Source organism: Enterococcus sp. CWB-B31 (assembly GCF_020567645.1).
In the GTDB taxonomy this organism is placed as follows: Bacteria; Bacillota; Bacilli; order Lactobacillales; family Enterococcaceae; genus Enterococcus_L.
This window is the reverse complement of sequence record NZ_JAJDJW010000018.1, coordinates 59,041-73,282: the sequence shown is the minus strand read 5'-3', so window position 1 is coordinate 73,282 and position 14,242 is coordinate 59,041. Positions and strand designations below refer to the sequence as shown.

Below are 14,242 nucleotides of genomic sequence, written 5' to 3'. Positions count from 1 at the left end.
AACTTTTGATGTGGTGGTCGGGAAACCAACTTCATCTTATCAGTTTAGGAGGCTTTTTTACTACCACGCTGGAAGCTCTCAAGAACCCCCAGCATAGCTGGGGGTTTTCAGAACATACAAAAACCCCTTAATCTGCCCGATACGTAGATTAAGGAGTTAAAAATATTTTTCTCAGTATTAAAAGTCAAAATTTTTATTAGAGTCCCGGAAGTCCTTTTGCATACTGTCCCATTGTTGCCTGAGTTTCTTTTTCAATTTTGTTTAAACCGTCATTAACAGCCATTACAATAAGATCCTGCAGCATCTCAACATCTTCAGGGTCTACAACCTCTTCTTTAATCGTGATATCTTTTAATGTACGATCACCTGTAAATACAGCCGTTACAAGCTGATTGGTTGCTTCACCAATAAATTCTTTTTCATTTAATGCAGCCTGACTCTTTTCCATTTCTTTCTGCATTTTTTGAACCTGCTTCATCATTCCCTGCATATTTCCCATTCCACGCATAACATTCTTCCTCTCTCATTCTAATCATTTACTACTTCTACTAACTCTGATCCAAATATGGCAACAGCCTCATCAACAACCTGCTGCTTCCCGGAGTCATCTTCAACTTCTTCAGAGATTAGCTGAATTTCACCATTGTTGTCGATTTCATCAATATCATGTGCCGCCTTCTGTCCTTCATTGTTTTGCTGAATAAAGGTCTGACGCAGCTTCGGCCAGCTGTCTCTTGTGATACAGACAATGCCCGGAGATGCATCAATCAGTCTGCTTAGATTATTTTGAATCGCCAGTTGAAGTTCATCATCTCCTGCAGCTCTGGAACAAACAATCTCATAATCAAATGCCAGCACAATGCTCGCTGGACTGCCGGCCACAGGTTCACTGGCTTTCAACATCGCCCGCTGCGTAACCGACATCATCTGCAGCAAATCATCCCAAACATTTTTTATATTGAGAAGGTCTTTCCTTGTAGCTTCTCTTAAGACTTGGTAAACACGTTCAGTCGGCACTTTAAAGGCATTCCGATTTGCCTGCTTTGGCGCAGTTTTAACTGGCTCGGAAGCAGTCGAAGCCGCCCCATTCTTTTTAAGTGTTTCGATTTCCTTTTGCAGGAACTGGATTTGTTTCTGAAGATCAGATACTGCCTGACCGCTGCTCTCATTTACTTGAGTGTGCTCAGGCAGGTTTACACTTGGCTGCAAAGCAGCTTTACCGGTCTGAGCCAGCTTGACTGTTGCCACTTCAAGATAGATTCCAGCGTGATTTGTAAAACGAATATCATTTTGCGTATCACTTAGAATTTCCATCAAATGATAGATTCGTTCAGGTGCCGTCTCTTCTGCAAGCTGTTTAAAACGATCTGTAATCGTACCTGTCTTCCCTTCAAGAAGCTTAGGTGCCTGTTGAAACATAAGCAAATCACGGGAATACAATAAAATATCCTCCAAAAAACGACTTGCTTCTGTACCGGCACTTAAAATGATTTCCAGTGTTTCCAGACCTTTCTCAACGTCTCCTGAGATACAGGCAGAAACATATTGATCCATCATCTCATAAGTCAGGCTCCCGGTCACCTGCAGTGCAGATTCCAGTGTCAGCATCTCGTCGCTGAATGAAAGTGCCTGATCCAAAATACTCAGTGCATCCCGCATCCCGCCTTCAGCTGCTCTGGCAATTGTATACAATGCCTGTTCTTCATAACTCAGAGAGCTTTGCTTTAAAATATAGGCCAAATGCTCTACGATATCCTGTGTATTAATTCGTTTAAAATCAAAACGCTGTGTTCTTGAAATAATTGTCAGCGGTATTTTATGTGGTTCAGTAGTAGCTAAAATAAAAATAACATTTTTTGGGGGCTCTTCCAGCGTTTTCAGCAAGGCATTAAAAGCGCCTGTGGACAGCATATGAACCTCATCCACAATATAAACTTTATAGTCAGCTTGTGTAGGCGCATATTTGGCTTTATCTCGAATGTCCCGAATTTCTTCGACACCGTTATTACTCGCCGCATCAATTTCAATAACATCATTCAAACGTCCTTCTGTAATTCCCTTACAAATTTCACATTCATTACAGGGTTCTCCATCCACACTGTTTTTACAGTTGATTGCTTTGGCAAAGATTTTTGCTGCACTGGTTTTACCAGTTCCTCTTGGACCGGTAAACAAGTAAGCATGAGAAGTTTTATTCTGTATAATCGCATTTTTCAATGTTTTTGTAACAGATTTTTGCCCAACAATATCGTCAAAACGCTGAGATCTCCACACACGATAAAGTGCCTGATATGCCATTATTTACCCTCCTCTGAAATTTCACTATGTACTATTATACGTGATTTTAACCATTTAAGCATTAAAAACCTTTTATGATTTTCTATCAAAAAACAAAAAATTGCTCAAGTTCATCTGATAATGAATCCATAAAAAGTTTCAGGTTGACTGTCAAAATAAAAAATTCAACCAGAGGAAAAATTAGTCTTGAGCCAGTCTGATATAACGATTGGAAACATTCCTGTTTCAACTTATCAAGCCCCTTATTTTAAACGAAAAAGGAGCCCGAGGAATCATTCCCAAGCTCCATTTAATACTCAGTTTCAACAAATTAATCTTCTTTTTTTACTGCATCATCCATTGCACGGAACATCTGATTATAACGTTCTTCATCTTCCTGATTATCTCTGATTACTTTTGCAAGTGTAAAAGACGAAGAAATCAAACCAACTGAACCCATCAAGTAATACCCTTTTACCATCAAGGGTTCTTTAAGTGTGTATAAACCAACCAACATCAATGCTACAAAAAAGGCAAATGATCCCCAGCTCATAAATGAAAAGGCCGGAGTATTTCTGTACGCTTTCTTTTTCATTACTCTCTTCCTACTCTCCTTTTTAAAATTTGTGTTTCCTAATTAGTATACCAGTCCTTTCAAAGGAAAAAAAGAGTGGATTGTTGAATCTTGTACTTGCCATGTTTTACTCAAACAATATGAACCCCTTTGTAATGAACATCGATAAGTATAGCACTATAAATATCTCATTAATTTTTTTCCAGCTCAGTTAAAAAATCTTCAAAACTTTCAATCCTAGAATCGATCCTTTTAAATAGATCCGTTTGCATCAGCTGACCAAGGTATTGTTCTGACAGCTGTTCTATCCGCCCGCTTCTTTCTATTTCTTCGGTCTTGATAAGCTCTGCATCATAAAGATTAAGCACTCCTGAAAGTTCCGCAATCGAAAATTTCTGTCTATCTATTTCTCTGTTCTCAGTTGTTTTATCTGCGTTAGTAAACAGCAAATCAAACTCATATGTCCCTTCTTTACGCCGTCCAATAATCGAAATAAATATATTATCTTCAATAGTTTTAATACTCTTTTCCCATCTATTCAAAACAACTGCTGCGGCTTCCGTAATATCTTCTTTATTGGGACTTTGCAGCCGAATTACAGGAAAAGGCCAATAAACTGTCCCAATATTCAATAACGGAAAATCAGCAAGCTCAATATAACGACTGATACTCTTATGAAATAACGGGAATTGCTCCTTACCTCCTTCATAACAGCCATGTCTTATACTCCCATCATCTTTTAAGCTGATAAAATAATGCGGAAAAACATCAAGAATCTGAGTCATTCGATTAATTCCCCTCTTCCCATATTCCAAAGAGCTATGCTTTTCTGGAGAAATAAAGAATTGTTCAGAATACTGTTCATCAGTAGCGAACTGAAATCCCCAGCTTTCACCTTGGAGATTCATCCGAATAAAACGCTTCATACTATTTTCTACCTTTTGTTCCGCATATCCTTCACTCTCAAAACAATAAGGACATTGAGGAGAGCTTTTCTCCTGAATACATGTGGCAGCAAATTCATTAGCCGCTGTTTCAGATGTCTTTTTCGTTTGATCAGTCATCAGTTTAAACGTCATTTCTCCGTAGCCTGCTTCAACTGTCATGGATTCCAAAGATTCAGATTTCTTAACATACCCGCTCTTCCTGTTTAACTGATAAAAGTAGTCCGTCGCATCTTGAGGCGTTTTTGAATAATATTGAGCAAAAAATGCATTAACAACGGCTGGCGGCGGCATAAGAAGATCAAATAACTGAGCTTTCAGCACATTTTTTGATGCCTGATCATTCTCTATTTTTTTATTAGCCAAAGCATAGTTTATTAACTCGTCTACCATTTTTTCTGCTGTCCCTTGAAAGAGCTCCACTGTCTGTGATTCTTCCTCCAATAATTTTTCACCTACAAGTAGTAAAATTCTATTTTTTAAGTAAAAACGATCCAATTCCATCCAGCCGCCGTTCTGAATGGAAAGAGATAGAAAAGCTTCTATTATCTGATTAAGGTTCATTGTTTAATCCTCCTCTTTCTGCAAATCATTCACGAAAGATTATCTCACTTTTTCCAATGAATTTCATTATATAACTATTTTATTAAAGGTTTACTTTCTATGACAAAAGAGTTGGCTTTTTTCGTATTTTCGTTCATAATGAAATATGTAGAATTAACTATATAGAGGAGATGATGTTATGAAAAAATTTATTTCCGGCCTGTTAGTCGGTACAGCTGTTACTTGTGCTGCTGTTGCCGGTCTTGCGTTTACTGTAAAGAAAACAGTAATTGATCCGATCGAAGAAAAAGAGGATATGATTGAACAAAACCGCAAAAAAGCAATGCGTAAACGTGTTACACGCTAAGAAGTCAACAGTGAAAAAAGAAATCAGCTGAATAGGCAGCCGATTTCTTTTTTTCACGTGCATCCATTTGGAGACTTGTCATCAGCTTAACGAAAATACTATTGCAGGATTTTTTCTGAAATCCTGTCAGCTTCTCTCATATTCCACGAAAATTCAGTCCAACACTGATAATCTGCGCAGTCCGCCTCCGATGGCGACGCTTTTCACCCGTCTTTCTCCTCTTTATCATTTTTTTCTGTGGACTTCTTCCATGATTTCCTTCAAAACTACTGCATTATTCATCGTTTCATCCTTTGCACTATAAACAAATGTCACAATCGGCTCTTGCTTAAGAATAGCTGAAAGCTCCTGAACAGTTTCCGGTTCATTCAAAAGCTCTTTTTTATATTTTTCTTTAAAATCAGAGAATTTTTCAGGTTCATGATTAAACCATTTTCTCAACTCTTTACTAGGCGCAATAGCCTTCATCCAGCAGTCAATTTCAGCCTTTTCTTTAGTGACTCCTCGCGGCCACAAACGATCAACCAAAATCCGATAACCATCTTTTTTATCTGGTTTTTCATAAGCTCTTTTAATATAAATCACTTTAATCGCCCCTCTTCCATTGTAGCGTAAATCCAAAAAAATAAAACTATTTCCCTTTAGGTGAGAGCTCAAAATAGGATGAATTCATAAATGTTTGACAGACCCCCTCTCTTTCCTAGGCTTTCTAAAGAAAAAAACTGAAGCAAAGAGGATACAAAACTTTTCACGTTTTATCCTAAACTCTGCTTCAATCTTTGAAATGTTAAAGTGTACTTTTCTTTTTAATTTTCCCTGTCCAGCCCTCATAACCGTCTTTTAATACATAGATATCTGTATAACCGGCTTTTTTCAGCTTGCTTGCTGTCCGAATGCTGATTGATCGTTTTTGGTCATATAGATAGATTGGCTGATCCTTCCGAAGAGACTGCATACTTGTTTTCAGCATGGAGTAAGGAAGACTGCGGGCACCCAAAATATGACCGGCATCAAACGCATCTTTTTCTCTGACATCAATGACCTGCCCTTTTCTCATCCCTTCCCTAAACTCGTCCTCTGTGATCAGCTTGGCTGACCGTTTCCCCAGAATATACATATACAGCGTATTGCCGACCATTGCCAGAAGAACCAAACCTAAAATAATATTTAACATTAATAACCCAGACATCTCAAAACCCTCTCTTACTCTTCAATAAATTTTAATGCCAGCGAAGCGGCTCCGATTACACCTGCCTCATTCCCCAATTCAGCTAACTTGATTTTAGTACTTTCCCGAACCTGAGGAAAAGTAAACTCCTTAAAGTAGCTTTCAACCTGTCCCCGCAAAAACTCTCCAGCAGCTGATACTCCGCCGCCAATAACAATGCTTGACGGATTCAGAATATTTCCGATATTGCCCAATGCCAGACCCAAATAGAAACAAACTCTGTCAACAACCATTAAAGCAAAAGCATCTCCATTTTCAGCATATTCAAAAACATCTTTACTCGTAATTGCCTGTCCGTCATCGACCGCTTGTTTCAGTTCAGCGTCTCCAGCGTACTCTTCTGACAATTTTCTTGCCAGTCTGACAACTCCGGTAGCACTTGCTACTGTTTCCAGACAGCCTTTTTTCCCGCAGGTACAGTCAAAACCATTAGGATCAACGGTTGCATGACCTATCTCTCCAGCACATCCGGCTGTTCCATGCAGCAGTACGCCTTCTGCAATAATTCCTCCGCCAACACCAGTGCCTAATGTGATGAATACCACATTCGGATCATTCTCCCCTGCACCCTTCCAGCGCTCCCCTAAAGCAGCTACATTTGCATCATTATCAAGAGCATAAACAATACCTGTTCCGGCTTCAATCTGTTCTTTCACAGGCTGAAGCGTGGTCCAGTTCAGGTTATAAGCTCCGATCACTGTACCTTTTTCCAAGTCTACACTGCCGGGAGTTCCCATACCAATCCCCACAAAGTCTGATTTACTCATTCCATAAAGAGAAATTCGATGGTTGATCGATTCAATGATATCTGGAACAATATGCGATCCCTCATCCAAAATATTGGTCTCAATGCTCCATTTTTGCTGGATTTCTCCATCCAAGGTCAAAATTGCAAACTTGATTGTTGTACCGCCCAAATCAATTCCTATGATCTTTTTTTCCATGTCATTCGATCCCTCTCTCTGTTAACCTGTTTTCTTCTATTTTATGCTCTCTGCTTAGGATTCGTCTGGCCTGAAGATAGATGTCTCTATCAATTAAATGTCCTTCATAGAGATTCTTTAATTCAATTGCCATCAGTTCAATATCATAGATTCGGGCGCCTACATAAATATACATCCCAAAACGCTTGAACAGCTGCTGAACATCATATAACGTTTCCATGATTAAAGCACTTCCTTATTATACAAGTTAATTGTAATTTTTAAAACCTAAGAAGAAACAAACAACAAAAATGAATGCGATGATCATTACCGAAATAATTCGCTGATGAATATTAAAATTTTCAGATTGCTTTGGAACAGCAGCAAATGTCCCGGCGAGTAATCCTCCAAGCAGACCGCCAATATGACCTAAAATATCAACAGATGAACTGAACAGATTAAAGAGCAGTGTTATTCCAATAAAGACTGAATAACGCTGAACCATAAATCGAATTGCCTGATTATCACGGAAATGCCACCCCAGAATAATTAATGCACCAAATAATCCAAAAATAGAAGTACTGGCTCCTGCAGAAATTGTAAATCGTGAGCCGAACCCAAAGCTGACAAAATTACCAAGCAGACCGCTTGTAAGATAGATCAGCAGATAGCGCCAGTGTCCGTAAACACCTTCCACCTGAGCACCCACATAGTATAACGTAATCATATTCAGAATGATGTGCATCCAGCCAATGTGAAGAAACATAGGCGTAAAGAAGCGCCAATACTCATGATAGAGAACCACCCGGTCTTTTGACATTGCTCCCCAGTCCAGCAGTACCTGCTTGTTTTCAGATCCGCCAGACAATTCCATACCCAGAAATACAATAACTGTAATTCCAAGTATTACGTATGTAATAAAAGGCTTGCTCAAAAAATTCTTTACCTTCATTTTCGTTTGATAATCCATCAAATCCTCCTTATCGAATAAACAACTTGTCTACCCGCTGGTCAAAGCTTTCCGCCTGCCAGCCTTCCTGAATTTGTTCACTAAATACCAAACTGCAGCTGGCTCCCGAATACTGTTCCAAAATTCTGTCGTAATAGCCGCCGCCAAACCCTATTCTCAACCCGTCTGTTGTAAAAACCACGCCCGGAACAATCAGCAAGTCAATCTCCGCCAAAGAAATTACCGCATGTTCAGCCGGTTCTTCTACCCCAAAAGAAGACTTAACAAATGTTGATTCAGTATGTATCGAATGAAAAAACAATCCTTTTTTTTCTGTTTTAGGTACAGCCACTTTTTTGCCTTCAGACCAGGCCTGCTCTATAACCGGCAATGTGTTGAATTCAAAAGGCATGGACTTAACCACACCAATGGTTTGCGCAGCTATCCAGAGCTGATCTGAAAATAATTGCTCCCGAATCAGTTGTTCTTTGTTCTTTTTTATCTCATTGTTTTTATGAAGCCAATGTAAATTTGCTTTCCCCAATTTTCTGGTGCCTTTTTTATCCATCATTTTGCAACTCCTTCCAGCACTGCTTAACACTATTCATTTTCCTTCATTCAATTTATTAAGTTTATAAAAAAACAGGAAAAATAGCAATCAAATCACCCGGAGCAAATTTTTTCTTTTGGAGAATTTTCCAAAATGCAAGCTGTACTTTTTACGTTATTTTTCAAGCTGAAGCAGACACTTGAGCGCTCCGACATTCTTATTTGTTATGGGCCTTTATCCAGCTGCTGATTTTTTCGTAGACCTGAGCTTTTTCTTTCTCCAATAATAGTTCATGGCGAAGCTCTGCAAACATTGCCATTGTTACATCAGTTACACCGGCTGCATTTAAGTCTTTTGCCACTTTTCTCACACCATTTCCGAAGTCTCCAACAGGGTCCTGCTCTCCACTGATTACGAGGATTGGCAGCGTTTTGGAAATGTTGTCAGCCCAGCCTTTTCGGTTTGCATTATGAAGGAGCTGAAATAATGTATGAAAGCCATTATTGGTAAATATAAAGCCTGTCAGAGCTCCTTTTTCATAGCTCTTTACGTTTTCCTGATTTTTGCTTAACCAATTAAATTGGCTTTCTTCCGGAAAATTTTTGCTGAAAGAACCAAAAGCCAAATGATCCAATAGATAATTGACTTTTTCAGGCTGTAAGCGATTCAGTACAGAAGTGAGTGCCAATATTGCTGGGATAACTGCTGCGCCTGTCCCTGTCCCCATCAGAATTGCTCCGTTCAATCGTTCTTTCTGATTCTGCTGTAAATAATTACGGAGAGCAAACGATCCCATACTGTGCCCTAGCATGAAATAGGAAATTTCAGGGAAATATAATTCTGCCCATTGCTTAACGAGATGAATATCTTCTATAACTGTTTTAGCAGTCTCGCCTTTACCGAAATAGCCATATTTAGGATTGACTTCATCAACAGATTTTCCGTGACCTAAATGATCGTGTCCGACAACCACGTACCCAAGTCTGTTAAGCTCGGCTGCAAAATCTGAATACCGTTCAATGTACTCAGCCATTCCATGAATAATCTGAACAATTCCCACCGGAGACTGCTGCGGCTCCCAATAAACAAGGTGCAGCCGGGTCTGTTTATCTGAAGACAGTATATATGTTGATTCCATTGCTTTCCCTCACTTTCTCTCAATGCCTTTTATTATATCGGATTGTGAATCATTGAAGTGGAAATTTTGTACTTTTCTTTCATAATTTTTCTTTAAGATTCTTTAACAACGGAAAAAAGACTGGCATAATGAGCCCACACTAAAGGGGATGTGACATCAATATGTCTCATCCCCCAGAAGCCAAATAGACGGTATTTCATTGTTTGCATGTTTCAATCTGATCCCTGAGGTTGGGACAAAAGCGATCAGCTCCGAGAATTAAGAAGGAATATCCGAAAATAGTTTCTCATATTTTCAGGATAGTTCGGCTTAATTCCGAAGGAGTTGCTCCTGCGGTTACTCGTCGCAAAAAGAATTTTTGCTTTTGTACCGCCGTTTATTCGGGTGTAGATATGAAGAGAGTTTGGAACTTTATTTCTGTCCCAAACTCCAGAAGCCGAATAAACGGTATTTCATTGTTTGCATGTTTCAATCTGATCCCTGATACATATCATTTAAAATATGTATCTCCAGCTCTCGATACACTTTGTTTCGATCTCCTCAATTTCTAAATGGAGAACCATTAAGAATTGAAGGATTTCATTTTGATTCTCGATACATACCGTCTGGTTTTTGCGAGCTTCCCTGTAATTATCTGTCATGCATCAAGGAAAAGAGTAGTGCTACTACAGTTTTCGCTGTTCTGCGCTTCCTCATCGTAGTCTTTGTATGTACCAAGTAGCCGTAAGTACAAAGCATCACACTTAGACCGCTTTCCTGACAACAGCAATTGATTAATCTTCTGTATTTTCTTTTGCCTTTACCACTGGCATCCAAACTTCAAAAACGGCATTTTCAGGATTGCTTTCAATATAGAGTTCAATATCCGGACCATCTGTATATTCATAGCCGGAGCTTGGCAGCCAGTCTGTCACAATCTGTTTTTCCAGCTCCTGAATTGCAAGAGGCATCGGTCCGCTTCCTGAAAAAATTGCCCAAGTATACCTTTTCACAGTATATTCCGCCAGACCTTCCGGAACCGGCTGATCACTGGCAACAGCAATGTAATATTCCGGTTCATCCTCATTGGCGGCAAATCCGGAACTAACTCCCATAACCCCTTTTAACTCCTGATTCATCAGAGGAACTATCTTTGACAGTGTCCCATCTGTGGAAACCTTAGTCCAAAACTGAGGAACCTCTTTGAAATTCTCCTCAATTTCTTTTGAAAGGGGTATCCTTGCTCCCACAATTCTAAATGCTTCTTTTGTTTCAATACGGTACTCCATTTCAACATCTCCTTTAATCGAAATTTGAAATTTGATACGCGGATAGGTTTTTAAACGAACACCTTCTCTTTTTGCTTGAGAAGGAACCATCCCATGAAGAGCTTTAAAAGCCCGTGTAAATGAATTCGCTGATTCATATCCATATTTCACAGCCACTGTCAGTACTTTATCTCCCTGCTGCAGTTCTGCACCGGCAAGCGAAAGCTTCCTTCTGCGAATATATTCCGTTAACGGCACACCTACGATATAAGAAAAAACTCGCTGATAATGATACTCTGAACAACAAGCAATCTTAGCCAGCTCCGAATAATTAATTTTTTCAGTCAAATTTTTTTCTATGTAGTCCAAAGATTGTTCAAGTCTGTCTATCCATTCCACTATTATCAACTCCTGCTTCTATTCTACTCTTTTTGCATCTGAAAACCCTACTTTATCTGCCCGAAAAAGAAGGATTTAATTTTATCAGCATATGTTTGTCTGTAAAAAACACTCAAAACCTAATGTATTGAAATTTTTGAGTGTTTAGATTTTATCTCCTATTGAATAATCGGATTAACGGAGACAATAAAATAGTAAAAATAATCGCTCCAACTAGGCTAAAGGCAACGTGTGAAGCTGCCGTACGCTTTACAAAACTATGGTCAGCAGCATATCAATTCCTACCCAGAATCGGAAAATCAGATACCCCAACCATTAAATCAGCAAACTGAGGCATATCCTTTAATGGCACTATACCGTTCCCCATTAATTTCAAACCATAAAACAAACAGCCAAAACCAAAAACTATCTGTCCGATATTATTAATACACTCTTTTTTAAAAAAAGAGCTAATGGAACTGACACCCATAATGAATAGTGCATATTCACTTAAGTTAAACTCAATACAGAAAACGATTCTCCCAGTATCAACATTAGCCCCAATGATTACGCCAATCACCTAGCATAGAAACATCCCCCCAACTCTTGCCAAACCAACTGTTAATACTGTTGTTCCTAAACTGCTTTGAACAATTGCGGTTACAATAAGATCGGCAAAAACATCTCCTAATAGTGTAGGAGTAAATGTATTTAAAATTTCCCGCAGAGAATCCCCTGCTGTTTTTGAAGTCCATCTCCCATATACATTATTCTGAAAAGAAAAATCCCCGGACCTCCCAAAAAAGAAAGACTATTTCCTGATAAAACACTTTTTGTTACTTCTCACTCAAAAATAAACCCCGTTTAAGAGTAAAAAATAGAACGGAGGTAAATACAATAGTCGTAAAAAAAATAGACCGATTCTCTTTTTATCTTGATAAACAATTAATAAGGGAAAAATGTCAGCTGGTCTGCGGATTACCACCTTTGACCAGCTGACATAAATAACAGATCTCTTAATTAAATGTGATGACGTGTTTCAAGCCGACAGCCTGCTTGGCATTTTGCATGGCAGTCATAAAATCATCAATAGAGTAACATTCCGTAATCAGGCGTTTAACTGGAATGCGCCCACTGGCAATTAACTGTTCTGAAATACGGTAGCTGCGCAGACTGGCTCTGGTACAGCCGTAAACTCTCAATTGCTTGTAATGCAAAATATTCGTATTCAGTGAAACATTTTCTTTCTGCTTCGGAAGCCCTCCAAAAAAGAGCAGACGACCATTCATTCCCATATAGTTGAAGCTAGCCTCCTGAGCCTGCGAAGCTGGTGCTGCCACGATGCACAGATCTGCTCCCTGACCATTGGTTTCCTCCATAATCTTATTCTGTAAATCCTCACTCCCCAGAATTACCAGCTCCGGCACCAGTTCTTTTGCTGTATTCAAACGCTCTTCCTGAAGATCATTCATAATAATTTTACCGGCTCCCTGACTCAAAGCCAACATTGCATGCATGATACCGATAGGTCCTGCGCCGATAATCAACACTGTATCCCCTGGGAAAACTCCTGCAATTTCCTGTCCATTAAATACACAGCTGAACGGCTCGATTAATGCTGCCTCTTCAAAGCTGATTTCATCCTGAAGCCGTGTGATATTCCCCTGACGGATTGCTCTTTCCGGTATTTTCAAATATTCAGCAAAGCCGCCCGGCAGATTGATTCCAAAGGCTTCATAGTGCTCGCATAAATGCGTATTTCCACTGACACACTGATTACAAATGCCGCAGCCCATATTCGGAGCAATTGCGATACGCAGCCCTTTTTCGCAGTTTTTAACCTCGGAGCCAACCTCTTCAATCACTCCTGCAATTTCATGTCCCAATGTCAATGGATGTCTTTCATCCACATTGGCATAGCCATTTTTAACCATTCTGACATCCGTTCCGCAGATAGAAGCAGCTTTCACTTTTACCAGTACTTCAGAAGAACTGATTTCCGGTATATCTACCTCTATGACTTGAAGTTTTTCTTTTCCTGAAAGTTGTGCGGCTTTCATCATTTTCTGAGACATCCTTATCCTCCTAATCTATCTGTACCACTCGTTTTTCAAGCAGCGATGTTAAACCTGCATGAACAAGTTTTACTGCCATCATTCCGTCATAGCCATTAACCAGCGGCTCTGTATCTGCTGCGATACAGTCGACAAATGCCTGATCCTCTGCCACATACGCATCTTGAAACAGGTAGGTCCAGCTGTGCATTGCCGGTCGAACAATTTCTCCCTGCTGATTAGCGACAACCAACTTATGTTTACTTTGATCTCCAATCAGTACACTGCCGGTTGTACCCAGTATTTCCACACGAGCATCATAACCATATTGAACATATTGAGCACCATCCACAGCGCCCAGTTTGCCATCAGAAAACTGCAAATTCATGGAGACCGTATCATAGTAATCCGGATATTCTGCTCGAACTTCCGGTGAACGAAAATTTCCGCCAATGGAATAAATGGAGATTGCTTCACTACCTGTAAACCAGCGCAAGGTATCCAGATCGTGACTGTTCACTTCGCCGATAGGTCCATTACTTTGAGAGATATCATACATCCATGGTTTTGGTTCACTTGGACCATGAGTCAGAGATTTAACCAAAACCACCTCGCCAATTGCTCCGGAATCCACAATTGCTTTTGCCTCCTGAAAGCTTTCATCAAATCTGCGCATGAAGCCCACCTGAAGTTTGATGTTATTTGTTTCAGCTGCCTGAATCATTTCCAGACATTCCTGCTCATCCATTGCCAAAGGCTTTTCACAAAGAACATGTTTGCCGGCTTCAGCTGCAGCAATGACGATTTCTTTATGACAGACTGTTGGCGTGACAACCACTACTGCATCAACTTCCGGGTTCTCTATCGCTTCTCTGTAATCTTTATAAATATAATCAACGGTCAGCTCCTTTTGAGCATTCGTTAGAGATTCTTCTGAAGGATCACATAAAGCAATCAACTTGCCGCCCTTTATTTTAGCTGCCATATTTCTGCCGTGAATCATACCAGCTCGTCCTGTACCGATTAAACAAATATTCACCATTTTCACGAATTTCCCCTCCGCCTGTTCT

At 39.7% G+C, this 14,242-nt stretch carries 15 protein-coding genes and 1 pseudogene; 1 reads left to right on the top strand and 15 read right to left on the bottom strand.

Features of this window, described 5'->3' with window-relative positions:
- Positions 1-196 precede the first annotated feature (196 nt).
- From LI954_RS13855 to LI954_RS13840, 4 genes are all read right to left on the bottom strand, one after another.
- A complete protein-coding gene (locus LI954_RS13855) occupies positions 197-508 on the bottom strand; it encodes a YbaB/EbfC family nucleoid-associated protein (protein WP_229444759.1) in 312 nt (103 codons plus the stop codon).
- 20 nt (positions 509-528) lie between these two features.
- Positions 529-2,298 carry a DNA polymerase III subunit gamma/tau gene (gene dnaX / locus LI954_RS13850; protein WP_229444758.1) on the bottom strand — a complete coding sequence of 590 codons (1,770 nt, stop codon included), beginning with the start codon at positions 2,296-2,298 and terminating at the stop codon, positions 529-531.
- A gap of 310 nt (positions 2,299-2,608) precedes the next feature.
- Positions 2,609-2,872, bottom strand: coding sequence for a YiaA/YiaB family inner membrane protein (locus tag LI954_RS13845; protein ID WP_229444757.1), 264 nt, complete (start codon positions 2,870-2,872; stop codon positions 2,609-2,611).
- Between the two features lie 170 nt (positions 2,873-3,042).
- Positions 3,043-4,359 (bottom strand): hypothetical protein, encoded by a 1,317-nt coding sequence (locus tag LI954_RS13840; RefSeq protein ID WP_229444756.1) that lies wholly within the window; start codon positions 4,357-4,359, stop codon positions 3,043-3,045.
- Positions 4,360-4,537: 178 nt separating this feature from the next.
- Between LI954_RS13840 and LI954_RS13835 the strand changes: the two genes are divergently transcribed.
- Positions 4,538-4,705 carry a DUF3042 family protein gene (locus LI954_RS13835; RefSeq protein ID WP_202068738.1) on the top strand — a complete coding sequence of 56 codons (168 nt, stop codon included), beginning with the start codon at positions 4,538-4,540 and terminating at the stop codon, positions 4,703-4,705.
- Positions 4,706-4,930: 225 nt separating this feature from the next.
- Here LI954_RS13835 and LI954_RS13830 read toward each other — a convergent pair whose 3' ends face one another.
- The 11 genes and pseudogenes from LI954_RS13830 to LI954_RS13780 all read right to left on the bottom strand — a co-directional run bounded on the left by LI954_RS13830 (position 4,931) and on the right by LI954_RS13780 (position 14,214).
- Entirely contained in the window at positions 4,931-5,290 is a 360-nt protein-coding gene (locus tag LI954_RS13830) for a DUF488 domain-containing protein (RefSeq protein ID WP_229441925.1), read from the bottom strand.
- Positions 5,291-5,492: 202 nt separating this feature from the next.
- Positions 5,493-5,894 (bottom strand): rhodanese-like domain-containing protein, encoded by a 402-nt coding sequence (locus LI954_RS13825; RefSeq protein ID WP_202068742.1) that lies wholly within the window; start codon positions 5,892-5,894, stop codon positions 5,493-5,495.
- 14 nt (positions 5,895-5,908) lie between these two features.
- Positions 5,909-6,877 (bottom strand): ROK family glucokinase, encoded by a 969-nt coding sequence (locus LI954_RS13820; protein ID WP_202068746.1) that lies wholly within the window; start codon positions 6,875-6,877, stop codon positions 5,909-5,911.
- Between the two features lies 1 nt (position 6,878).
- The gene (locus tag LI954_RS13815) at positions 6,879-7,097 is read right to left on the bottom strand and encodes a YqgQ family protein (protein WP_202068748.1); all 219 of its coding nucleotides are present in this window, start codon (positions 7,095-7,097) and stop codon (positions 6,879-6,881) included.
- 27 nt (positions 7,098-7,124) lie between these two features.
- Positions 7,125-7,826, bottom strand: a complete 702-nt coding sequence (locus LI954_RS13810; protein WP_229441924.1) for a rhomboid family intramembrane serine protease — start codon at positions 7,824-7,826, stop codon at positions 7,125-7,127.
- A gap of 10 nt (positions 7,827-7,836) precedes the next feature.
- Positions 7,837-8,373, bottom strand: a complete 537-nt coding sequence (locus LI954_RS13805) for a 5-formyltetrahydrofolate cyclo-ligase (RefSeq protein WP_229444761.1) — start codon at positions 8,371-8,373, stop codon at positions 7,837-7,839.
- Between the two features lie 199 nt (positions 8,374-8,572).
- Positions 8,573-9,493: an alpha/beta fold hydrolase gene (locus LI954_RS13800; RefSeq protein WP_229444755.1), complete on the bottom strand. Its 921-nt coding sequence runs from the start codon at positions 9,491-9,493 to the stop codon at positions 8,573-8,575.
- 773 nt (positions 9,494-10,266) lie between these two features.
- The gene (locus LI954_RS13795; protein WP_202068756.1) at positions 10,267-11,139 is read right to left on the bottom strand and encodes an AraC family transcriptional regulator; all 873 of its coding nucleotides are present in this window, start codon (positions 11,137-11,139) and stop codon (positions 10,267-10,269) included.
- 274 nt (positions 11,140-11,413) lie between these two features.
- Positions 11,414-11,836 (bottom strand): annotated as a pseudogene (locus LI954_RS13790) (Na/Pi symporter).
- 298 nt (positions 11,837-12,134) lie between these two features.
- A complete protein-coding gene (locus LI954_RS13785) occupies positions 12,135-13,193 on the bottom strand; it encodes a zinc-dependent dehydrogenase (protein ID WP_229444754.1) in 1,059 nt (352 codons plus the stop codon).
- A gap of 10 nt (positions 13,194-13,203) precedes the next feature.
- Positions 13,204-14,214 (bottom strand): Gfo/Idh/MocA family oxidoreductase, encoded by a 1,011-nt coding sequence (locus tag LI954_RS13780; protein WP_229444760.1) that lies wholly within the window; start codon positions 14,212-14,214, stop codon positions 13,204-13,206.
- Positions 14,215-14,242 lie beyond the last annotated feature (28 nt).